This is a genomic window from Variovorax glacialis (genome assembly GCF_051216375.1).
Classification (GTDB): domain Bacteria; phylum Pseudomonadota; class Gammaproteobacteria; order Burkholderiales; family Burkholderiaceae_C; genus Variovorax.
Window position 1 is genome coordinate 1 of record NZ_JBPJZT010000001.1, and the last position, 22,222, is coordinate 22,222.

Genomic DNA, 22,222 nt, shown 5'->3' on the forward strand with positions numbered 1-22,222 from the left:
CCGCAGCGTCAGAGCCTCAAGCTCATCACGTTCGGTCTCACTCAGCACCAGTTGCGCCTTGGGTCGTCCGCTCATTGCAGCCTCGTCGAGTACACACGGTACACGACTGACCACGATCTTCGCCAATAGTTCAACGAACTTCTAACTCACAACACTAAGGAGGGCCCGGCGAGCAGGCTCAGTCCGGCAGTACTGGGCATCCAGTTGATGCACGTGCCCTACAAGGGCGCGTCCGCAGCCATGACGGATCTCGTGGCCGGTCAGATGCAGGTGTCGGTGCAGAGCCAGCCTGCCTTCGTCGATCTCATTCATCAAGTCCGGCGCCGTCAAGGTACTGGGCGTGATGAACGAGAAGCGCGTCTCGGCGCTGCCCGATGTGCCCACCATCGGCGAAACCATCAAGGGCTTTGGCTCGACGCCCTGGTATGGCGTGCTCGCGCCGGCGGGCACGCCGAAGGATGTGGTGGCGCGGTTGCAGACCGAGATCGGCACGTGAAGGAGTCGGGCGCAACAGTGGACTGAGAGCGCGTCTTGTCGGCGAAGGACCATCAGAGGCATTGCTCCCTCGCCGTACGCACGAGCTGTGGGAACGGCTCCGGCGTCGCCGCCTACCCACCATGTTGCCGTTGATGGCGTCGATTGGGCAGTTCGGGCCGCTGTCCAATGTCGCCGTTCTCGTGGTACTTGGCGGTGGTGTTGGCGTGCTCAATGCGCCGGCGGTAGGCCTGCGACCGGCGCACAAGCTGATCGTGGCCAACTCAATTCCATCGATTCTGCCAGGTGGCGAACCGGACCCGGGCTTGGTGTCGGGCGCAGCCGGTGAGACGGACGCCACCATCGACGGCTTTCACGCGGCGCTCGCAAAGCATCGGCATCCGATGCGTGACACGGATCCTCCAAGGGTCTGAATCAGCGGCCTTCCAATGCTGCACGCGTTGCCGACCTGTGCTCTGCGTTGCTGCGTCGCACGCGCTGCAATCCGGCTGGCCTTTCCTGCCGCCGACGAACTCACGCTGTGACGTCGAGTGCGGTCATTCAGGCGCCGCGAGCACCTCAGAACCGACTGAAGCGAGCCCGCGTCCGACGCCCGCGGCGCGTACGCTAGGCGGAGGGGCCGCGTTTGCTCCCCCGCTCAGCATTGCTGCCGTCAAGTTTTCGCGCCATCACCAACTCATCACGCTGATGGCAAAGAGATGCAGGGCCACGGAAAACAGCAACGCATCGGCGAGCCATTTTCGCAAGCGGCGTTTATCAGTAGGTATTAATCGCTACCGTTTGCGCGAATCTGGCAGCGTACGATCAAAAGCATCAGAAGCAAATCGAACGAGCCTTCTCATCACCACGGCAATCAGCGTCGCTCGGTGCAGAGAAAGGAATGTCTTGCCTGCCTTCGAAGCCTCGACCCTCGCGGAACAACTCGCGCACCACGCAGCGCAAAAGCCAGCGGCGATCGCCCTGCTGGACGCGTGCGCGCGGCCGGTCAGCTATGCGCAATTGTTCGCGATGGCGCAGGGCGCCCGGCCGTGGCTGGCATCCCGAAGCCTTGGACCCGCCGCACGCATTGCCGTGCTCATGCCGCCAGGCGTTGAACTGGCCATCTCCTGTGTGGTGATCGCATGCGGGGCCGTTTGCATTCCGCTGCACACTGGGCTGGCCGAGGTCGAACTGCTCGAACTGCTCAAGGGCTCCCGGGCCGATGCCGTGATGGGGCTGCGGGACGATCCCCTGCCGGTGCGGCTCGCGCAGGGACTCGGAATGGCCGCGCTGGCTTTCGACATGCAACAGTGGCTCCACGGCCCCTCCAGGGCAAGCGCGGAGATCGATGCGCCCTGGCCCGCCCCCACCGATACCGCGCTCGTCCTCTTCACGTCCGGCACCACCGGAACGCCCAAGCGCGTGCCGCTCAACCAGCGGCAGCTCGTGTGTTCCGCGCTCCATATCGCGCAACACCTCGACCTGAAACCCGACGATCGTGCGCTGTGCGTGATGCCCGTCTATCACAGCCATGGTTTGATCGGCGGACTGCTGAGCCCGCTCGCCGCCGGCTCATCTGTCGTGTGCCTGCCGACTTTCGATGCTGCGGAGTTCCCGCGCTGGGTGCAGGAATACCGCCCCACCTGGTACACCGCCTCTCCCACCATCCACCACGCTGCTGTCGAGCAGCTGGCACACGACCGAGCGGCGCCATTGGCACACGGTCTCCGGCTGATCCGATCGGCCTCCTCGATGCTGACCCCGGAGCTGCAGCGACGCATGGAGGAAATGTGGGGAGTGCCTGTCATCCAGTCCTATGGCATGACCGAGACGGCCACCCAGCTGGCGAGCAATCCGTTGCCACCAGGCGTGCAAAAGGCCGGGTCTGTCGGCCGCCCGGTCGGCGCCGAACTTCGTGTGATCGATGAGGAGGGTCATGCGCTGCCCACAGGGCGGACAGGCGCCGTGGTCGCGCGCGGGCCCGCAGGGTTCAACGGCTACGAGGACGCACCCGAGGCCAGCGCCGAAGCCTTTCAACACGGCTGGTTTCTCACCGGAGACCTGGGCTGGTTCGATGATGACGGCTACCTGTTCCTGGCCGGGCGCAGCAAAGAAATGATCAATCGAGGCGGCGAGAAGATCTCGCCCTTCGAAGTCGAGCAGGCACTCATGCGCCTGCCAGGCGTGGCGCAAGCGGTGGCCTATCCGGCAGCGCATCCGACGCTGGGCGAAGACGTGCACGCGGTCGTCGTGCGCGCTCCGGACAGCACAGCGGATGGTCAACGCCTCCGTTCGAGCCTCTTCGGCGTCATTGCGGAGTTCAAGATCCCGGCGTGCATCCACGTCGTCGACCGCATCCCCCAAGGCGCTGGCGGCAAGGTCCAGCGCCGGAACCTCGCGCACCAGATGGCTGCGCTTCTCGCCGCAGAGACCGTCTCTGTGCCATTGACGCCGCTGCAATCGCAGATCGCCGCGATGTTCTCGCGCATCCTGGGTCAGCCGGCGGTGACGTTCGATGCCAATTTTCTCGCGATCGGGGGTGACTCCCTGTCGGCGGCGCGTCTCGTGCTCGAAGTGAATGAAACGTGGGGCCTGGACCTGCCCGGATCGGCCCTCCTGGCCTATCCCACAGTCACGACTTTTGCCGCCGCATTACAAGTCGCCATCGACGAAGCCGACGCGCTCAGTGCATCGTTCGATTCCGAGCTGGATGCCCTCAGCGATGAAGAGGTCGCGCGCCTGCTCGGAACCGACCTGCTTGGAGGTTGAACAAGTACCTGAGCGCCCGTCTGCAAGCAAGAGACATACAAAGAGACATACCGGACAGAACAAACGATGGATGCATCCTCCGACGCCACCACCTCAGAACCTTCGATCCCCACCAGCCCCGAAGCAAGACGACGCATCCTGGCGCGCAAGCTTCAACAACGCGCGCAAGCAGGGCTGCCCACGGCCTTCGACGCCGCCGAGGGCGTGCCCCTGTCGTTTCCACAGGAGGGACTGTGGTTCCTGGACCAGATGGTCAAAGGGGGTGCCTCGTACAACATTCATTCGGCGACGCGCTATCGCGGCCCTCTGAACGTCGAACTGCTGGAGCGCAGCCTGCAACGTTTGCTCGCACGTCACGACAGCCTTCGGGCGGAGTTTCACGCGGCGGCGCATGCGCCCGTGCAGAAGTTCGTTCCGGTGTCCGTGGCACTGCAACGCTTCAGGTTGCAATGCGTGCAAGTCGAGGCGGCCACGGACGATGCACTTCGAGAGCGCATCGCAGACAGCATCGCCCGCCCCTTCGATCTTTCGAGCGCCCCGTTGCTGCGGGCCGAGTTGTATCGACTTGCGCCGGACGATCACGTCCTGGTGCTGGTGGTGCATCACATCGTGGCCGATGGCCGGTCGATGAGTGTCATTCGGCGCGAACTTGCCGAGTTCTACTCAGGCCGCGCAGAAGACGTCGACAGGGTTGCGCCGCCGTTGGTCTTCGCCGACTACGTCATCTGGCAACGTCAGCGCTTCGAGCGCGACGGTCTTCAGGCACAGGCCGCCTACTGGCGCGACCACCTGCGCGAACTGCAGACCCTGAACCTCCCGACAGACAAACCCCGGCCGTCGCAGACGGCCCATGCCGGAAGGACACTGGCGCTGCGTATCGAGCCCGCGCTCGTCGCTGCATGGAGGACCCTGGTGGCGAAGCACGACGCCACGCCCTTCATGGGCCTGCTCGCGGCCTTCAACGTGCTCCTGATGCGCTACACAGGCCAGACCGATATCGCTGTCGGCGTCCCCCTGGCGGCACGCCACGATGCCCGCCTGCGCGACATGGTGGGCTATATCGCCAACACCGTCGTCATGCGCAATCATCTGGAAAGCGAGTCGGGTTTCATCGAGTCGTTGAAGGGCGTGCGCCAGACCACGCTGGAGGCACTGGCTCACCAGGACATGCCTTTCGACCGCCTGGTGGCCGAGTTGAACCCGGATCGCGATGCCAGCCGCAATCCGCTCTACCAGGTGTCGTTCGCGCTGGAGAACTTCCCTCATCGCAATCTCGAACTGGATGGCCTGGCCAGCGAGCCGTTGGCAATCCGTGCCGAGACTTCCAAGTTCGACCTCTCCCTGGTCATCGTGGAGTCAGAGGGCGGATTCGAGGCGCTCTTCGAATACCGCACCGACCTGTTCGAGGATCGCACCATCGCGCAGATGGGCGCGCACTTCATCGCGCTCCTGACGGCGATCGTCGACGCGCCGGACAGGGCGCTGGATCGCCTGCCGCTGATGGATGCGAAGGAGCGGCACCGGATGCTGGTCGAATGGAACCAGCAGGTGGTCGCCACCGTTCCACCCGAGTTGCCTGTGCACGCCCTCTTTCGCGCACAGGCGCGGGCGACGCCCGAAGCGCTGGCGTTGCAGTTCGAGTCCCGCAGCACGAGCTATCGCGAACTCGATCTCCTGTCGGATCGTCTCGCGCACGAGCTGCGCACGCTGGGCGTCGAGCCGGAGGTGGTCGTCGGCCTCTGCATGAAGCGCTGCACGGGCCTGGCGGTCGCGCTGCTGGGCATCTTCAAGGCGGGAGGCGTCTTGCTGCCACTGGACCCCGGCCACCCGGTCGATCGGCTGCACGCGATGCTGGAGGACTCGAAGCCGGCGGTGGTGATCGCGCAGTCGACGCTCGTGGCGCGCTTGAGGGAAACCGCTGCATCACCGACGACGAAGCACCTCGTGCTCGCGGACGACGGCGGCCCGATGCCGATCGACTCGGTGGCCGATCTGCCGGACCCGGTACGCGGGAACCATCTGGCCTACCTGATCTACACCTCGGGATCGACCGGCACGCCCAAGGCCGCGCAACTGATGCACCGCGGCCTGAGCAACCACGTGCTGTGGATGAACGACGCATTGAGCCTGAGCGCCGGCGACCGCGTGCTGCAGAAGACATCGATCAGCTTCGATGCGTCGCTCTGGGAGTTTCTTTCGCCGCTGTGTCGCGGCGCGACGCTCGTCATGGCGCAGCCCGATGTGCACGAGGACATGCAACTGCTGCCCGCGGCGATTCGCGACAACGCCATCAGCGTCGTCCAGTTCGTCCCCTCCGAGTTGCGCGTGATGCTCGACGCGTTGGCTTCGCCCGGCTGTCCGAGCCTTCGCTATGTTTTGAGTGGCGGCGAAGCCATGGACCGGGCGCTCGCGCTGGCGTTCCGGCAAAAATTGCCGGGTGTCAGGCTCGGCAACTTCTACGGGCCCACTGAAGCGACCGTGGACAGTGCGTGGTATGAAATCGGTGCACAGTTGCCGGACCGCCCGATCGTGCCCATCGGCCGGCCGATTGCCAACGTGCAGCTCTACGTGCTCGATGCGCAAGGGGAGCCGCAGCCCGTCAACGTCGCCGGCGAGTTGCACGTCGGGGGGCTCGGCGTGGCCCGCGGCTACCAGAACCGACCGGCGCTCAGCGCCGAACGCTTCCTGCCCAATCCCTTCCGGCCTGGCGAGACGCTGTATCGAACGGGCGACACGGCGCGCTGGCTGCACGACGGCGTGGTGGAATTCATCGGGCGCAACGACGACCAGGTCAAGCTGCGAGGCTTTCGGATCGAGCTCGGGGAGATCGAATCCGCACTTGCCGCCTGCGACCCGGTGCGGATGGGTGCGGTGCTGTTGCGGGACCTCGGTCCGGGCCTGAAGGAACTGGTTGCCTACGTGGTCCTGAACGGGCCGGGGGATGCAGCGTCCCTGCGCTCGGCCCTGAAGGCGCGACTGCCCGACTACATGATCCCGGGCGCGTTCGTGTTCCTGCCGGACCTGCCGCGGCTTGCCAACGGAAAACTCGATCGCGGACGGCTCCCGGACCCGGCCAGCGACGTTTCGGCGCTCCATCCGCTCGCGCCACGATCCCCGATCGAATCCACGCTGCTGGACATCTGGAGTGCCGTGCTCGGCAAGTCGGGCTTCGGCGTGCGCGCCAACTTCTTCGACCTCGGCGGCCATTCATTGCTGGCCATGCAGATCGTCTCGCGCATCCGTTCGACCGTCCGGGTCGAACTGCCCTTGCGCGAGATCTTCGAGCACCCGACGATCGAGGAACTTGCCCGGAAGGTCGGCACCCTGGCGTCGGATCGTGACGCGGGCGGAGCGGCGCAGATGGCACGCATCGAGGCGGTGCCGCGAACAGGGCCAATGCCGGTGTCGTTCTCGCAACGGCGCATGTGGGTGCTGAATCAGATGGACCCCCAGGGCGCCGCCTACAACATGCGGGACACGATGCGTCTGCGCGGGCCGCTGGACACGTCCGCACTGCGCGCTGCGCTGGACGACCTGGTGGCAAGGCACGAGGCGTTCCGCTCGACCTTCGAGTTCGGAGACACCGAGCCCAGGGTCCTCATCGGCGAGGTGCACGCGGCGCGCCTGATCGAAATCGACCTCTCGCCGATGCCTGCGCCCGAGCGGGAGGGTGAATTCCACCGACAGGCGGCGCACGTCGCGGCCGAGCCCTTCGACCTGGCCGCCGGTCCCCTGCATCGCTTCATCCTCGTGCGCCTCGACGCGCAGGACCATGTCCTCGTGCTCGTGATGCACCACATCATCGGCGACGACTGGTCGTGGGGCGTGCTTCTGCGCGAGCTCGAGAATCTGTACGCGGCCCGGCGGCGGGGGCATGCCGCGCCGATGCCACCTCGTGCGCTCGATTTCGCCGACTATGCAAGCTGGCAGCGCCAGCACATCGACGACCAGATGCTCGCGCAGCAGACGCACTACTGGCTGGGGCAACTCGCCGGCATGAGCCCGTTGAACCTGAGCCCGGACACCGCGGTGGCGCAGCGGCTCAGCAGCCGGGGCGACCGCGTCCGACGGCAGTTTCCCGAGGGATGGCTCGCCGGGATCCAGCGCTTCAGCGGCGCGCTCGGCCTGACGCCCTTCATGACCTTGCTGGCCACGTTCCAGGCCCTGCTGGCACGCTATTGCGGCCAGGAGGACATCGTGGTCGGGACCCCCATCGCAGGGCGCATGCGCATCGAGTCCGAGGAAGTGGTCGGTTCGCTCGTGAACACGCTGGCCTTGCGCAGCCAGGTCCGGCCGGCGCAGAGCTTCGCCGAGCTCGCGCAGCAGGTGCGCGAAACCTGCCTGTCGGCCTTCACCCATCAGGACATCCCGTTCGACTATCTGATGGACCGGCTGCGGCAGCAGGAATCCGGTGCGAGGGCGCCCGAAGTGCGCGTGATGTTCAACGTGGTGAACACGCCCCGGACGATCCCGCAGTTCGACGGCCTCGCGGTGGACTCCGTGCCCTTGAACCTGCACGCCACGCAGTTCGATCTCTCGTTGACGATCGACACCGAGGTCGAGCATTCGCTGTCGCTCGCGTACTCGACCGAGCTCTTCGCGCCCGCGACCGCGCAGGCAATGCTGGACAACTACATGCATCTGCTGGAGCGCTTCATCCAGCAGCCGGAACGCCCCCTGCATGAACACGCGGCAGCCAGCCCGGAAGAGCTCGCACGGCTGGCCGCGTGGAACCAGACCGACACCCCTTTTCCACGCGATCTCACGGTCCATGGCCTTCTGGAGCCGCAGCGCGGGGCGTCGGGCACGGCCGTCGTGCAGATGCCGGGCAAGGTGCTGGACTACCGCGAACTCTGGTTGCGCGTGGACCGCCTGGCCCTTTTGCTGCGCGCCCGCGGCGTCCGGCGAGGATGCCTGGTCGGCCTCTGCGTGCAGCGCACGCCGGCGATGGTGGTGGCGCAACTGGCCATCCTGCGTGCAGGCGGCGCCTACGTGCCCCTGGACCCGGCCTACCCGCTGCAACGCCTGCACGACATGGCGCTCGACGCGGCATTGACGCTTATGGTGACCGAGCAGGGTCTTGCCAGCCTGTGGCACGACCTCGCCCTGCCGACCCTGCTGCTGGATCGGGCCCAGGCGGAACTGATGGACCAGCCCGCCACCGCCCTGCCGCCGGATGCTGAATGCGATGCGCGGCCCGGCGACGCGGCCTACGTGATCTACACCTCGGGCTCCACCGGCAAGCCGAAGGGCGTCGTGGTGCCGCATCGGGCGGTGGTGAATTTCCTGCTCTCGATGCTGCGAGAACCCGGGCTCGGCCAGAAAGATGTGCTCGTCGCGGTGACCACGCTGAGCTTCGACATCGCGGTGCTCGAACTGTTGCTGCCGTTGCTGGCCGGCGCGACCGTGGTGCTCGCGAGTCGCGAGCAGACCGTCGATGGCGAGGCGCTGCGGTCGCTGGTCGACCGGGCCGGCGCGACGGTCATGCAGGCAACGCCCGCAACCTGGCGCATGCTGATCGACGCCGGCTGGACGGGTTCGCCGTCCTTCAAGGCCCTGGTCGGCGGCGAGAGCCTCGGCCCGGACATGGCCCGGCAGCTTTCGACGCGGGCCGGTGAGGTCTGGAACCTCTACGGCCCCACGGAAACGACCGTCTGGTCGACCTGCTGGAAGGTGCCGCCGGAACCGCAGACCATCTCGATCGGCCGCCCGATCGCGAACACCCGCGTGCACGTGCTTGACGCCCAGGGAAGACGTAGCCCCGCCGGCGTCTCCGGCGAGATCTTCATCGGCGGCGACGGCGTCACCTCGGGGTACCTGAACCGCCCCGAACTGACCGCCGAGCGCTTCATTCCCGACCCCTTCAGCAACGATCCGCAGGCGCGTCTCTACCGGACGGGAGACCGGGGGCGCTGGCGCCACGATGGCCTGCTCGAGCATCAGGGACGACTCGACTTCCAGGTGAAAGTACGGGGCCATCGCATCGAGCTGGGTGAAATCGAATCGTGCCTGCAGGCGCATCCCGATGTGTCCCAGAGCCTGGTCGTCGCGCGCGAGGATCGTCCCGGCGATGCCCGCCTGGTGGCCTATCTCGTCCTGCGCGATGGCGCGGAAGGTGGAGCGGAGTTCAAGGACCACCTGCGCGTCAGCCTGCCCGACTACATGCTGCCCCAGCACTACGTGGTGCTGGATGCCATGCCGCTGTTGCCCAACGGAAAGATCAACCGGCACGCATTGCCCGCACCGCGCATCGAAGCGCGCGGAAGCCTGGGCGCCGGCAACGCCCCGTCCACGCCCGCGGAGATGGCCCTTGCCCGCATCTGGGGCGAGATTCTCGGGATGGAGACCGACACGATCGCACGCCGCGACAACTTCTTCGACCTCGGCGGCGACTCGCTGCAGGCCAGCCGCGTCGCCATCGCGTTCCATCGCGCCGGCGGCGTCCGGCTGGAAGCCCGAAGGATGATCTTCGAAACGCTGGGCCAACTGGCGGGCGGCGTCGAGTTGAGCGAGCAAAAGCCAAATCCGGAGGCGGAGCCGACGAAGCAGTCCATGGGATGGTTCAGACGCCTGTTCAAGTCGTGATCGTGCAATGCACCGTCACGCACATGCTCCTGACATCACCCCGCGGGGCGGCGACCGTCAAGGCGGGCAGCGAAACTCACCCGGACGTCGAGTCCCGATCCATCCTCGCCCGGGCGCAGTCCACCGTGGCGCCGTGTCGTTCGGCGATGGCGCGAAGATGGCGCCGATCTCCGCGGGATCGATGCCCGGGCCGTTGTCGATCACGCGCAGGGTCGGAACGCCTCCGTGCATCTCGGCCATCACATCGACGCGAGCGCCGGCTGGGCAGTAGCGCAACGCATTGCGTACGAGGTTGTTGACGAGTGTCCGCAACTGAAGCGGATCGCCTTGCACCTCGATCGCCGTGGACGCCGACGCGGTCGCGCATGCGGCCGATCGCAGAGCTCGGTCGATGTCCGCCTCCCCGGGCCTACCCTGCGGCCGAACCGAGCGGCAGCTTCCTGGACCACCCTGGAGTGGCGGTGTCGGCCACTAACGGATCTCTCTTCGCTTGACCTGAATGTTGCCTTGTGGCGAAAACGGACTTCCGGTCCGACAGATGCCGAGGAAAATCTGCCCTTATCTGCGCAGGCGCATGGAAACTGAAAATCTGTCCGCGGGATGCACCGAGACCGACGCCTCAAACAGCGCGTCGTCGACATCGATGTAGCGCCGCACGATCTTCAACGCCGAGGCCCCAGGCTCGACGTGGAGCTTCTCGGCCAGGTTGATGTCGGTGATCGTGAATGCCCTCACATCTTGTTGGATCTCTGCGATCTGGCGGCCGTAGCGTTCCTCGATCAGTGTGCTGATCAATGCATCCGGCGACGCCTGCACGAGGTCGCCGATCTCGGCGAAGCCGGGGTCGATGTACACGTCGGTCCAGCCGATGGGCAGGGCACTTTCGTCGCCGACCATGCGCAGGGTGGAGATGCGCAGCCAGGACGTTCCGTCCCCGCACCCCAGTTCCTTTGCCAGGTCGCCCGTCACCGTCTCGGGCGCGATCGACTGCACCATGCGCAGATGCTCCTCGCCGAACTGGACCAGGTCGTCCACGGATGCCAGCGAGGGACGAAAGCCCGCCCTCGGCTTCGCCGAAACGACGCGCGTGCCCACATTCTTGCGCCGCGACACCAGTCCGAGCTGCTGCAGTTCAGCCAGGGCCGCCCGCACGGTGTGCCTGCTGGTGCCGTAGTGCTTGCACAGCTCGAGTTCGGTCGGTAGCAGCGCGCCGACGCCGAAGTGGCCCGATGTGATGGCTTCGGTCAGGTGGCGGGCGATGTTCGCGAAGTTGGCCTTCTGCGGAGCCGGTTCGAGGATGGCGTTCATGTCTTAAGGGTAAACCCGGGATTGTGATTATGTCCGAACATATTAGAGTCGATATGTTCGGACATATTAGCGTTCATCTCTTCCCACTTCAAGAGGCATTCATGTCGACTCCTTCGTTTCCCATGGCCAGTACCGTCGTTGATTCCATCCTCTTCCGCGACGCCTTCGGCACGCAGAAGATGCGGCAGATCTTCTCCGATGGCGCGCTGATCCAGCGCTACATCGATGTCGAGGTCGCGCTGGCCAAGGCCGAAGCCCGGGTCGGCGTGATTCCCGCGGATGCGGCCGAGGTGATTGCACGCGATTCGAAGATCGAGCGTATCGACTTCGATCACATGCGTGAAGAGACCGACATCGTCGGCTACCCGATCCTGCCGCTGGTTCACCAGCTCGTCGCGATGTGCGGCGATGCCGGCCGCTACGTCCATTGGGGTGCGACGACGCAAGACATCATGGACACGGCCGTCGCGCTCCAGGTGCGCGACGCGCTCGACAGCATCGACGGCGACATTCGCGAACTGCGCGGCATCCTCGCCTCGCTGGCCCGCAGGCACCGCGACACGCCGATGGCCGGCCGCACCCATCTGCAGCAGGCGTTGCCGGTGACTTTCGGCTACAAGGTGGCGATCTGGCTCGCGATGTTCGACCGGCACCAGCAGCGCCTCGCCGAACTGCGTCCGCGTGTGGCGGTGGTCGAGTTCGCCGGCGCCGCGGGCACGCTGGCATCGCTCGGCGACAAGGGCTTCGCCGTCCAGAAGGCGATGGCCGCCGAGCTTAAGCTGGGTGTGCCCGCCACGACCTGGCACGTGGCGCGCGACGGCTTTGCCGAAGCCGTGAACCTGCTGGCGCTCGTCACCGGCTCGCTCGGCAAGATCGCACTGGACATCATGATCATGGCGTCGACCGAGTTCGCCGAGGTCTACGAGCCTTTCGTCAAGGGCCGCGGCGCATCGAGCACGATGCCGCAGAAGCGCAATCCGATCTCCAGCGAGCTGATGCTGGCGGCTTCCAAGGCAGTGCGCCAGCACGCCGGGCTGATGGTCGATGCGATGGTGCAGGACTTCGAGCGCGCCACCGGTCCGTGGCATGCCGAATGGATCGCGATCCCGGAGAGCTTCATCCTCACCTCGGGCGCGCTCCATCAGGCCAAGTTCGCGCTCGGCGGACTGATCGTCGACGAGGCCCGCATGGCGCACAACCTCGGCATCACCAAGGGCTTGATCGTGGCCGAGGCCGTGATGATGGGCATGGCCCCGCACATCGGCCGCCAGCAGGCGCACGACGTGGTCTACGACGCCTGTCGCACCGTGAACGAGAAGGGCGGCACCTTGGCCGAAGCCCTGGCGGCCCTGCCGGAAGTCACGAAGCACTTCGACCGCGCCACCATCGACCGCCTCACCGACCCCGCCAACTACCTCGGCCTGGCGCCGCAGATGGTGGACCGTGCGCTGGCGCTGTCTGCTGAAGTCAGCGCCTGAGGCGCCGGGAGAGAAACGACATGACAACCATATCCACCATCGAGCCGAGCGCGCTGGCCCCGACGAAGAAGCTGCCCTGGTATCGCAAGCTGGGCATGCAGGTGCTGGTCTCGCTTATCCTGGGCATCCTGGTCGGCTTCGCCTTCCCGAAGTTCGCATCGCAGCTCAAGCTGCTCGGCGACATGTTCCTGTCGCTCATCAAGGCGGGTGTCGCGCCGCTGGTGTTTCTCACCATCGTGCATGGCATCGCCTCGGCAGGTGACGTCAAGAGCGCCGGGCGCGTCGGCTGGCGCTCCATCGTCTACTTCGAAGTGATCTCGACGATCGCGCTCTGCGTGGGCCTGTTGGCGGGCAACCTGCTGGGCATCGGCAAGGGAATGACGACGGTCGCCGGCGGCGGTGCGGTCGCCCCCGTAGCGAAGGCGGCGGCGCCGCAGGGCTTCCTCGAGTTCATGGCGCACATCGTCCCGGACAACTTCGTCGGCGCGTTCGCCAAGGGCGAGCTCCTGCAGGTCGTGGTGCTGGCCGTCATGGTGGGCATCGGCATCCTCGCCATCCCGGAAGGCCGGCGCGAGAAGATCAACGGCGGCCTCGACTACATCTCCGAAGTGCTCTTCTCGTTCATCAACCTCGTGATGAAGCTGGCGCCCATCGGCACCTTCGGCGCGGTGGCCTATTCGGTCGGCAGCAACGGTTCCGCAGTGCTGGTGGCGCTCGCGCAACTCGTGCTGAGCTTCTACGCCGTCATCGCGGTCTTCATCGCGGTGGTCCTTGGCCTGATCGCGAAATTCGCGGGCTTCAGCCTCTGGCGCTTCCTGCGCTACATCAAGGACGAGATCCTGATCGTGCTGGGCACGGCTTCATCGGAAAGCGCCCTGCCGCGCCTCCTGATCAAGCTGGAGCGCCTGGGCTGCGCGAAGCAGACGGTCGGCCTGGTGCTGCCGACCGGCTATGCGTTCAACCTCGACGGCACGTCGATCTTCATGGCGATGGGCGTGATGTTCATCTCGCATGCGTACGGCGTTCCGCTTTCGATCGACCACCAGATCGGCATCTTGCTGCTGATGCTGCTGACCTCCAAGGGCGCCGCCACGGTGTCGGGTGGATCGTTCGTGGTGTTCGCGGCCACCGTGACCTCGACGGGCATCCTTCCGGTCGAAGGGCTGGCGGTCATCTTCGGCGTCTACCGCTTCCTGTCGATGGCGATCGCGACCTGCAACACCATCGGCAACAGCGTCGCAGTCGTGGTCGTCGCGAAGTGGTCGGGCACCTTCGATCCCAAAGTCGCCGCGCGCCACCTGTATCCCGAGCGCTACCCGGACATCGCTGCGGCCGACGCGCAACTGGCCGACGGCAACCTGCTGCCGGAAGACATGAAGGACACCAATCCCCATCCCGCCGGCATCGACATGCATGTACCGGCCCCTGCGCGCTGACCCCATCCAACACCGAGGAATCGCATCATGAAGTCGAACTGGAAACTGAGCGCTCTCGCGTTGGCATTCGTGGCGGGCGGCGCGTTCGCCCAGGCCTACCCGGCGAAGCCGGTCACCTGGATCGTTCCCTTCGCCGCCGGTGGCCCGACCGATGCACTCGCACGCAGCATCGCAGAGCGGGTGGCGCGCGAACTGGGGCAGCCGATCGTCATCGACAACACGCCCGGTGCGGGCGGCACGGTCGGTGCCGCCAAGGCCGCGCGCGCCGCGCCTGACGGCTACACCATGCTGGTCGGCCACATGGGCTATATGGGCGCAGCGCCCGCCTTGTACAAGAAGCTCGGCTACGACCCGGTCAAGGACTTCGCGCCGGTGTTCCGTTTCCCGGATACGCCGCTGGTGCTGATGGTCCGCAACGAGCATCCGGCGAAGGACATCAAGGCGCTGGTCGATTTCGGCAAGGCCCATCCGGACAAGCTGTTCATCAGCAACGCGGGCGTCGGCTCCAGCTCGCACCTGATCGCCGCGCTGTTCGCTTCGTCCGCAGGCATCAAGGTCTCCCAGGTCCCGTACAAAGGGGCCGGGCCGGCACTGATCGACGTGATCGGCGGGCAGGTGGACGGGATCTTCGACCAGACGAACACGGCGCTGCCGCAGATCAGGGAAGGCAAGGTGCGCCCGCTGGCCGTGACTTCGAAGGTCCGGCTCCCGCAGCTCAAGGATGTACCGACCTTGTCGGAAACCGTGCTGCCAAACTTCGAGGCTTCCACCTGGTACGGCATCTATGCGCCCAAGGGCACGCCGCAGCCAGTGCTGGACAAGGTACAGGCGGCGTACCTGAAGGTCATGACCGACAAGGCTTTCACCGACAAGATGGCCGTGCAGGCGATCCAGATGCTGCCCGCCGAGCAGTACACAGGCGCGGCGCTCGGCAAGCACACTGAAGCCGAAGTCGCACGCTGGAAGACAGTCGCCGCGAAGACCAACATCTCGCTGGATTGAACATGGACGCCTTACGCACCGATGCATCACGCATCGAGCATGACGCCTTCGGACCGGTCGAGATTCCCGCTGACCGCTATTGGGGCGCGCAGACGCAGCGCGCGCTCGGCGTCTTCGAGGTGGGCGAGGAGCAATTTCCGGTCTGCCTGATCCGGGCTTTCGGGCTGCAGAAGATGGCAGCGGCACGCGCGAACCAGCGTTCCGGTGCGCTCTCGGCCGAGCTGGCGGAACCGATCGTGGCGGCCGCCGGCGAGGTGCGCGACGGCCGCTTCGACGCGCACTTTCCGCTCACCATCTGGCAGACCGGCTCGGGCACGCAGACGAACATGAACGCGAACGAGGTGATCTCGAACCGCGCCAACGAGATGATGGGGCAGCCCCTGGGTACGAAGTCGCCCGTGCATCCCAACGATCACGTCAACGCCTCGCAATCGTCCAACGACAGCTTCCCGACCGTGATGCACCTCGTCACGGTGCTGGAGTTGGACAACCGGTTGAAGCCTTCGCTCGCGCTGCTGCGCGACGGTCTGCGGGAACGCGCGGATGCCTTTGCCGATGTCATGAAGATTGCGCGGACGCACCTGATGGACGCCGTGCCGATGACGATGGGGCAGACCTTCGACACCTTCGCCCGCCAGGTCGCGCACGGGATCGACCGGATCGACGCCACCATGCCGCGACTTCTGTCGCTGCCGCAAGGCGGGACCGCGGCCGGCACGGGCCTGAACGCGCCACCGGAATTTGATGTGTACTTTTGTGAGGAGATCAGCGCACTGACGGGTCACGGCTTCTCGCCCAACGCATCGAAGTTCGAGGGCATGGCCGCGCACGACGCGCTGGTCGAAGTGTCGGGCGCGCTGAACGTGCTGGCGACGTCGTTGCTCAAGATCGCCAACGATGTGCGCTGGCTCGGGTCGGGCCCGCGCTGCGGACTGGGCGAATTGAAGATCCCGGATGACGGCCTCACGAGTTCGATGATGCCGGGTAAGCGCAACCCGACCATCGCGGAAGTGCTGGCGCAGGCCTGCATGCAGGTCGTCGGCAACCACGCAACGATCTCCATGGCGAACGCGTCGGGCAATTTCGAGCTGAACGTCGCCAAGCCCGTGCTGATTGCCAATCTGCTGCAATCGATCCGCGTGATCGCCGATGCGTCGAGCGTGTTCGCCCGGCGGCTGGTGCGCGGCATCGAGGTGGACCCCGTGCGCCTCGCCGGCAACGTCGAGAACGCGTTGCTCCTGGTGACGGCGCTCAATCCGCACCTTGGGTATGACCAGGTGGCGCGTATCACCGCCGTGGCGCTTGAGCAGGGAATCACACCGCGCGCCGCGGCTTTGCAACTTGGGCTTGTCGACGAGGCGATGTACGACAGGATTGTGGATGCCGCAAGGTTGGCCCATAGACGCTAGCCGCACCTGGCGCGTCGTGCTCAAGCCCGCAATGTGCGCTCTTGAGAGCATCGCGGTCGCTCAGCGTGCTGCGCAGAAGATGAGGACTCGGCCCTCCCTGCCCCCACGGCAGGCACAGTCGTACGACCGCTGCGCAGCAGCGACAGCGGACGCCCGAGCAGGCCGAAGCGGCGGACAGCAATCCGGCGGTCTGCGGTCATTCACAGCGCCCTGCTCCGTTGCCCAAGCCCCAGATCTCGGGCTTGGCCGCAATCAGTCCCGAGAGGTGTGTTTGACCACGGCCGATCCGCAGCTACCGGCAGCGAGGCGCGCTGCCAACTGTCTCGCCGTTCGTGCGTTAGCGCCCTTGCCGGCAATCGCCACCGACGGAATGTTGCCCAGCATTCGCTCGAAGACAGCCTGCACCTCTGCTGCACAGATGTCCTCGATCACCGCAATCGCACCGGCTATCGGCGTCACGGTTGCGCTGGCAAAGAGCTCCTCGACGGCCTGCTCCATCGCCGCGTAGGTCCGTTCTCCGGCATGCACACGCGACACGATCAGTTGGTTCTTCGCCCGCTCCAGGTCACCGGATCGATAGTCGTGGCCTGCTGACGCAGCAAGCCGGCCGTCGACGACACCAGCGCGTCGAGCTTGTCCGGGGTCGTGACCGCATGAATTACGAAGTTGGCCCAGACGTCCCCGGTGTCCATCGTGGAATGCGCCGTGTAGGTCAAGCCGAGCTGCTCCCGGATTCTGTCGACCAGGGGCGCCGACATCCCGCCTCCAAACAGGTTGGCGGCCACCGACGCCGCAAGGCGCCAGCGCTGCTGCGAGATTTCATCGTCCCGCACAGGCGATAGTGGGTAGGCGATGTTCAGGAAGACCTGAGACACCTGTGGAAATCGCCGGGCCACGGCGAGCCCCATGTACTTCGCGGGCTTTGGCGGCAGCGGCCCGGGCAGCGGGGCCGAGGGCATCGCGTAGAAGAGTTCGCCGGCGAGCGCCAGCCAGGCTTCGACATCGAAGTTCCCGGCCGCCGCGACGACGGTGTTTTCCGCGACGTGGTGGGACTGGACATGCCGCACCAGTTCCTGCCGGGTAAAGCCTTCAATGTTCCCGACAGTGCCGATCACCGGCATGCCCATAGGGTCGTCGCCCCAGACGGCGCGGTCAAGCAGCTCGCTGGAAGCTTCCTCCGGGTCCTCCTCGTATTCGATGGCTTCCTGGCGGATCACCTCCAGCTCCCGCTGAAGTTCGTCTTCGGGAAACGTGCTGTTCAGGACGATGTCGGCCGTCATGCGCAACAGATGCTCCGCGTGCCGGCCCAAGCCGGTCATGAAGTAGCCGGTGGTGTCCTTGCCGGTGAACGCATTGACGTCCGCGCCCAGCCGCTCCGCGTCCAGGTTGATGGCCCGCACGGAACGGGTGGCGGTCCCCTTGAACGCCATGTGCTCAAGGACATGGCCGATGCCGTTCGTGACCGGGGTTTCATCACGGGAGCCAACGCGCAGGAACACGCCCACACTGACGCTCTGCACGTGGGGCATGGGAACGGCGAGCAGCCGCACCCCGTTCGCAAGCGTGCGAAGGGCGATGGTGGTGGGCTCTGTCGACAGCAAGTCCATGGCTCAACGGTCCTCCGGCTGCTGCAGTCTCACACCGATGCCGTAGAGCGCGAGCAAACCCAGCACGTGCCCGACAGCAACGCCGGGCTCCCCCGCTTCGATGCGCCCGATGGTTTGGATATGCACGCCCGGGCGCGCGGCTGCTGCGGCCTGCCCCTCCCCGGCCGTCGTCCGGGCGAGTCTGGCCGCCGCTCCCAATTCCCGAATCGAGTGCAGGGCGTCACCACCGATGTCTGCCGAGATGCGCTTGCCTTTGGTCATGAGGGCATTGTCGCTGCCCGCACCTTGCCCCGAACTGTGACCCAGCGGCGGGGTGCCTTGTCGATGCCTTTCTCTTCGGGCGCTGCCATGTACTCGCCGAGCTTTCGGAACACCTCGACGCCGCTCGTCGCGGCATCGAGTTCGCCAATCAGGTTCAATGAGCCGGGTTGACCCTCTTGTAGGTGGCGGGCCCAAAGCTCATCGTGTCTGCCCTCTTCCGCAGGTTTCCGCCGACGAGAAGCCCAGACCCTAGGAGCGCTTGCCATGATCCGCAAACTGCACCACAACGCCTACCGCTGCCGCGATTCCGAAGAGACTCGCGCCTTCTATGAGAACTTCCTGGGCCTGCCCCTGGTCGGCTCCCTGGAGATCCGCGAGACCAAGACCGGCCGCGCAACCCACGTGCTGCATACCTTCTATCGGCTCGATGACGGCTCGCACCTGGCCTTCTTCGAGGCGCCCGACATGCCCTTCGACTTTAAGCCCCAGCATGACTTCGATCTGCACATCGCCCTGGAGGTCGATGCGCCGGTGCTGGCCGACATGTTGCCAAAGGGCAAGTCGAAGGGCATCGAGACGCGCGGTGTGTCGAACCACGGCTTCATCGACTCCATCTACTTCCGCGATCCCAACGGCTACGTGATCGAGTTGTGCGCCAAGCGTGCCGGCCACGATGCCTTGATGGACCCGGCGACCAATGGCGCGCGCGACGCGCTGCAGCGTTGGACGGCCGCCAAGGCGAACAGGTGAGTCGCTCAGCCGATGCGTGCCTGAGGCGCGGGCGTTATGCTTCCCGCTCGACCCCTGGCACCTGGAGCCACTCATGATCGTCGAGCGCATCTGGACCGGCAATGCATACCGCAACTTCAACTACCTGATCGTTTGCCCCGAGAGTGGCGAGGCGCTCGCCATCGATCCGCTGGACCACCAGAAGTGCCTGGCCGCCGCCAAGGCCAAGCGCTGGGAGATCACGCAGATCCTCAACACGCACGAGCACCACGATCACACCGGCGGCAATGCGGCCGTCGTCGCAGCGACCGGCGCCAAGGTGATCGCGCACTACAAGTCGGGCTCTCGCATCTCCGGCGTGGATCGAGGCGTCGAGGCCGGCGACGTGATCAAGGTCGGCAAGACCGTCGAGCTCGAATGCATGGACACGCCCGGCCACACGATGTGCCACATCTGCCTGCGCTCCCACACGGACAACCCGGCCCTGTTCTCCGGCGACACGCTGTTTAATGCGGGGGCGGGCAACTGCCACAACGGCGGCAATCCGGAAGACCTGTACGCCACCTTCGTCGACCAACTCGCGAGACTGCCCGCCGACACGCGCGTCTACCCGGGTCACGACTACATCGAGAACAACCTGCGCTTCACCCTCGCGCGCGAGCCCGATAACGTGGCCGCCAGGGCCTTGTTGCCCGACGTGGCGGGGCAAGACCCGGCGCGTGGCCGCGTCACGACGCTGCAAGAAGAGAGGGAGATCAACACCTTCTTGCGCCTGTCCAGCCCGAGCGTCATTGCGGCGCTTCGCGAAGTCTTTTCCGACCTGCCCGAGAACCCGGATCCGAAGACCGTGTTCCTCAAGCTTCGCGAGCTGCGCAACAAGTGGTGAGTCTGGCTGTCCCCGTCGACGATTCGTTCCGCCGCTGCCCGCGTGCTCGTCCGCGCCAGTTGGCAGTAGTTTCAGCACCAATTGGGACCTTGCCCCCTCAGCACGGTGTTTGAGGCGTCGCTTTTCATCCAATCGCGCATCCGCTCCACTCCCCTTCGGATCCTCGAAGAATCCGCGCAGGAAGATGAGCTCCCGCCCGGGTCGTGCGCGAGCCGAGGCGGTTCTTCGGGCCGATGGGTCGATCCAGACCACCCCTATGAGCATGTTGGGGAAATCTTTCGCTGCAAACTGAGGTGATCAATTAAGCTCGACCAAAAACATCCTTATAAATCAGAGACTTAGCACACAATGCGTGTTATGCAAAATACGCCAACGAGGCTTTCGGCGCCCTGACGGAAGGACCCGCGGCTCCCCGCTGAACTGCGCGTACCTTCCGATTGCCATGCGAATTGGAGGCTCGCACAATGGCGCGGCCGCAGCCACTCGATCGTGCGAATTCCCATGTGGATCCGCTCCCCCTCACGGGAAGTTCGAGATGCGCCATTTGCTGGCGTCCATGCATGGATGCGAGACGACCAGCAGACTTACAAGAAGCACGAGGAGATGCCATGTCTACGCTGACCGACTTCACCGCAGTCCTTGCCGGCTGGGAGGCGCAACGACCCGATGAGGTGGCGATCACCTTCGGTGGGTCGAAGTGGACCTGGGCTGAACTGGCCACGCGCGTTCGACGGAATGCCGCGGCCCAGCGTGCGGAAGGGCTGAGCCCCGGTGACCGCATCGCTGTGCTCGACTTCAACCATCCATCGTGCCTGGAACTGACGTTGGCCTGTGCCCAGGTCGGGACGGCCAATGCCGTGGTCAACTTCCGGCTCGCGACACCCGAGATGGTCTACGTGATCAACGACGCCAAAGCCCGTCTTCTGTTCGTCGGACCCGAGTTCGCGGGCGCCATCGAACAGATCCGCAGTCAGTTGCCGACCGTCGAACGAGTGATCCGCATCGGCGGCCCCGCCGACGAATACGAGCCATGGCTCGCGGCCCAAGAGCCCGATGCCGAGGCCCGCCCTGCCCAACCGGAAGACTGCTTCGTACAGTTGTACACCTCAGGGACGACAGGCTTTCCCAAGGGCGCGATGCTCACGCATCGTGGGATGCTCGCGCACGCGCGCAATGTCTCAGTGGACCAGGACATGGGTCCCGACGCCAGGGTTCAGGTGGCGATGCCGCTGTACCACGTCGGCGGAACCAGCTACTCGCTGGTGGCAATCAGCCAGGGGGCGCGGATCGCCATGCTGCGACTTCCGGATCCTGCTGCGGTGCTGGAGATGCTCGAAGCGGAGAAGATCACCCATACCTTCCTGGTGCCTGCGCTGATGGCCATGGTGTGCAAGGTGCCCGGCGCAGCCGATCGCGACTATTCGGCCTTGAAGACGCTTTCGTACGGGGCTTCGCCGATGCCGCTGCCGGTGATGCGTGCCTCCCTGGCGCTTTTCCCCGGCGTGATGCAGCAGGTCTATGGCATGACGGAGGAATGTGGCGTGGTCAGTGTGCTCGGGGTGGCGGACCACACCGACCCGTCAGTGGCCCATCGGCTGGTGTCGGCGGGCAAGCCGATCCATGGCGTCGAGATCAAGATCTGCGAGCCCGGCACGGACGAGCCAGTTCCGACCGGCGACCCTGGGGAGATCTGGGTACGAAGCGAGCAACGCATGGGCGGTTATTGGGGAAAGCCGGAAGCCACCGCTGCGGCGTTCACGGCGGATGGCTGGCTGCGATCCGGCGACGGCGGCCACATGGATGCCGACGGCTATCTCTACGTCACCGACCGTATCAAGGACATGATCATCAGCGGTGGCGAGAACATCTATCCGGCCGAGATCGAACGCGTGCTGGCCGAGCATCCATCCATCGACGACGTCGCCGTGATCGGCGTGCCGGATGACAAGTGGGGCGAGGTGCCCAAGGCGGTGGTCGTCGCAAAACCCGGTAGCGCCATCGACATCGAGCAGGTTCTGGCCTACTGTCGCGAGCGGCTGGCGTCATTCAAATGCCCGAAGACGGTCGACGTCGTCGACGCGCTGCCCCGAAACCCGACCGGCAAGGTCCTGAAGAAGGATTTGCGCAAGTCCTATTGGACGGGGCGAGAGCGACAGATTGTGTGAGTCAGGTCAACGGCTCGTCCGGAATGGCCGATCCGGGCCTTGACCGCCATTTCGACGATCGACGGAGACTGAGCAGGCCCGGCCGGCCCGAAGGCGGTTTTCGACGCGGCCCG

General features: G+C 65.6%; 16 protein-coding genes and 1 pseudogene. 11 read left to right on the forward strand and 6 right to left on the reverse strand.

The features are described from left to right. Positions 1-195: 195 nt before the first annotated feature. From ACSFBL_RS00005 to ACSFBL_RS00020, 4 genes and pseudogenes are all read left to right on the forward strand, one after another. Positions 196-487: pseudogene (locus tag ACSFBL_RS00005) on the forward strand (tripartite tricarboxylate transporter substrate-binding protein); the annotation flags it as partial. Between the two features lie 130 nt (positions 488-617). Next, positions 618-908: a hypothetical protein gene (locus ACSFBL_RS00010; protein ID WP_435513680.1), complete on the forward strand. Its 291-nt coding sequence runs from the start codon at positions 618-620 to the stop codon at positions 906-908. 274 nt (positions 909-1,182) lie between these two features. Continuing rightward, positions 1,183-3,243 (forward strand): non-ribosomal peptide synthetase, encoded by a 2,061-nt coding sequence (locus tag ACSFBL_RS00015; protein ID WP_435513681.1) that lies wholly within the window; start codon positions 1,183-1,185, stop codon positions 3,241-3,243. Positions 3,244-3,309: 66 nt separating this feature from the next. Continuing rightward, entirely contained in the window at positions 3,310-9,828 is a 6,519-nt protein-coding gene (locus ACSFBL_RS00020) for an amino acid adenylation domain-containing protein (protein WP_435513682.1), read from the forward strand. A 57-nt stretch (positions 9,829-9,885) separates the two neighbouring features. Here the strand turns inward: ACSFBL_RS00020 and ACSFBL_RS00025 are convergent, their stop codons facing one another. Continuing rightward, positions 9,886-10,161, reverse strand: coding sequence for a sensor histidine kinase (locus ACSFBL_RS00025; protein ID WP_435513683.1), 276 nt, complete (start codon positions 10,159-10,161; stop codon positions 9,886-9,888). A 225-nt stretch (positions 10,162-10,386) separates the two neighbouring features. After that, positions 10,387-11,136, reverse strand: coding sequence for a GntR family transcriptional regulator (locus tag ACSFBL_RS00030; protein ID WP_435513684.1), 750 nt, complete (start codon positions 11,134-11,136; stop codon positions 10,387-10,389). 101 nt (positions 11,137-11,237) lie between these two features. Here ACSFBL_RS00030 and ACSFBL_RS00035 point away from each other — a divergent pair, with 101 nt between their 5' ends. The 4 genes from ACSFBL_RS00035 to ACSFBL_RS00050 are packed head-to-tail and all read left to right on the forward strand — an operon-like array spanning position 11,238 to position 16,461. Continuing rightward, the gene (locus tag ACSFBL_RS00035) at positions 11,238-12,614 is read left to right on the forward strand and encodes a class-II fumarase/aspartase family protein (RefSeq protein ID WP_435513685.1); all 1,377 of its coding nucleotides are present in this window, start codon (positions 11,238-11,240) and stop codon (positions 12,612-12,614) included. A gap of 20 nt (positions 12,615-12,634) precedes the next feature. Continuing rightward, positions 12,635-14,050 carry a cation:dicarboxylate symporter family transporter gene (locus tag ACSFBL_RS00040; protein ID WP_435513686.1) on the forward strand — a complete coding sequence of 472 codons (1,416 nt, stop codon included), beginning with the start codon at positions 12,635-12,637 and terminating at the stop codon, positions 14,048-14,050. Between the two features lie 27 nt (positions 14,051-14,077). Further along, the gene (locus ACSFBL_RS00045) at positions 14,078-15,052 is read left to right on the forward strand and encodes a tripartite tricarboxylate transporter substrate binding protein BugD (RefSeq protein ID WP_435513687.1); all 975 of its coding nucleotides are present in this window, start codon (positions 14,078-14,080) and stop codon (positions 15,050-15,052) included. 2 nt (positions 15,053-15,054) lie between these two features. Then, a complete protein-coding gene (locus tag ACSFBL_RS00050; protein ID WP_435513688.1) occupies positions 15,055-16,461 on the forward strand; it encodes a class II fumarate hydratase in 1,407 nt (468 codons plus the stop codon). Positions 16,462-16,713: 252 nt separating this feature from the next. Here the strand turns inward: ACSFBL_RS00050 and ACSFBL_RS00055 are convergent, their stop codons facing one another. Genes ACSFBL_RS00055 through ACSFBL_RS00070 form a run of 4 tightly spaced genes read right to left on the reverse strand, consistent with a single transcriptional unit; the run spans position 16,714 to position 18,487 of the window. Continuing rightward, positions 16,714-16,959, reverse strand: coding sequence for a hypothetical protein (locus tag ACSFBL_RS00055; protein WP_435513689.1), 246 nt, complete (start codon positions 16,957-16,959; stop codon positions 16,714-16,716). Between the two features lie 41 nt (positions 16,960-17,000). Continuing rightward, entirely contained in the window at positions 17,001-18,068 is a 1,068-nt protein-coding gene (locus tag ACSFBL_RS00060; protein ID WP_435513690.1) for a M16 family metallopeptidase, read from the reverse strand. Between the two features lie 3 nt (positions 18,069-18,071). Beyond that, positions 18,072-18,329, reverse strand: coding sequence for a helix-turn-helix domain-containing protein (locus ACSFBL_RS00065; RefSeq protein WP_435513691.1), 258 nt, complete (start codon positions 18,327-18,329; stop codon positions 18,072-18,074). Continuing rightward, entirely contained in the window at positions 18,326-18,487 is a 162-nt protein-coding gene (locus tag ACSFBL_RS00070; RefSeq protein ID WP_435513692.1) for a hypothetical protein, read from the reverse strand. Before ACSFBL_RS00070 ends, ACSFBL_RS00065 begins: the two co-directional genes overlap by 4 nt. Before the next feature lie 106 nt (positions 18,488-18,593). On the opposite strand from ACSFBL_RS00070, the gene ACSFBL_RS00075 reads away from it, so the two are divergent. The 3 genes from ACSFBL_RS00075 (at position 18,594) to ACSFBL_RS00085 (ending at position 22,109) form a co-directional block, all read left to right on the forward strand. Continuing rightward, on the forward strand, positions 18,594-19,079 hold the full coding sequence (locus ACSFBL_RS00075) for a VOC family protein (protein ID WP_435513693.1): 486 nt from the start codon (positions 18,594-18,596) through the stop codon (positions 19,077-19,079). Positions 19,080-19,152: 73 nt separating this feature from the next. Further along, on the forward strand, positions 19,153-19,944 hold the full coding sequence (locus ACSFBL_RS00080) for a hydroxyacylglutathione hydrolase (RefSeq protein WP_435513694.1): 792 nt from the start codon (positions 19,153-19,155) through the stop codon (positions 19,942-19,944). Positions 19,945-20,552: 608 nt separating this feature from the next. Beyond that, on the forward strand, positions 20,553-22,109 hold the full coding sequence (locus ACSFBL_RS00085; protein ID WP_435513695.1) for a long-chain-fatty-acid--CoA ligase: 1,557 nt from the start codon (positions 20,553-20,555) through the stop codon (positions 22,107-22,109). Positions 22,110-22,222: the final 113 nt, after the last annotated feature.

What these genes read in the sequence shown, in the direction of transcription:
- ACSFBL_RS00035 (WP_435513685.1), top strand. Translation starts at nt 11,238, where the DNA reads ATGTCGACTCCTTCGTTTCCCATGGCCAGTACCGTCGTTGATTCCATC.
- ACSFBL_RS00045 (WP_435513687.1), top strand. Translation starts at nt 14,078, where the DNA reads ATGAAGTCGAACTGGAAACTGAGCGCTCTCGCGTTGGCATTCGTGGCG.
- ACSFBL_RS00050 (WP_435513688.1), top strand. Translation starts at nt 15,055, where the DNA reads ATGGACGCCTTACGCACCGATGCATCACGCATCGAGCATGACGCCTTC.
- ACSFBL_RS00015 (WP_435513681.1), top strand. Translation starts at nt 1,183, where the DNA reads ATGGCAAAGAGATGCAGGGCCACGGAAAACAGCAACGCATCGGCGAGC.
- ACSFBL_RS00030 (WP_435513684.1), bottom strand. Translation starts at nt 11,136, where the DNA reads ATGAACGCCATCCTCGAACCGGCTCCGCAGAAGGCCAACTTCGCGAAC.
- ACSFBL_RS00010 (WP_435513680.1), top strand. Translation starts at nt 618, where the DNA reads ATGTTGCCGTTGATGGCGTCGATTGGGCAGTTCGGGCCGCTGTCCAAT.
- ACSFBL_RS00060 (WP_435513690.1), bottom strand. Translation starts at nt 18,068, where the DNA reads ATGGACTTGCTGTCGACAGAGCCCACCACCATCGCCCTTCGCACGCTT.
- ACSFBL_RS00085 (WP_435513695.1), top strand. Translation starts at nt 20,553, where the DNA reads ATGTCTACGCTGACCGACTTCACCGCAGTCCTTGCCGGCTGGGAGGCG.
- ACSFBL_RS00065 (WP_435513691.1), bottom strand. Translation starts at nt 18,329, where the DNA reads ATGACCAAAGGCAAGCGCATCTCGGCAGACATCGGTGGTGACGCCCTG.
- ACSFBL_RS00020 (WP_435513682.1), top strand. Translation starts at nt 3,310, where the DNA reads ATGGATGCATCCTCCGACGCCACCACCTCAGAACCTTCGATCCCCACC.
- ACSFBL_RS00055 (WP_435513689.1), bottom strand. Translation starts at nt 16,959, where the DNA reads ATGGAGCAGGCCGTCGAGGAGCTCTTTGCCAGCGCAACCGTGACGCCG.
- ACSFBL_RS00075 (WP_435513693.1), top strand. Translation starts at nt 18,594, where the DNA reads ATGATCCGCAAACTGCACCACAACGCCTACCGCTGCCGCGATTCCGAA.
- ACSFBL_RS00080 (WP_435513694.1), top strand. Translation starts at nt 19,153, where the DNA reads ATGATCGTCGAGCGCATCTGGACCGGCAATGCATACCGCAACTTCAAC.
- ACSFBL_RS00040 (WP_435513686.1), top strand. Translation starts at nt 12,635, where the DNA reads ATGACAACCATATCCACCATCGAGCCGAGCGCGCTGGCCCCGACGAAG.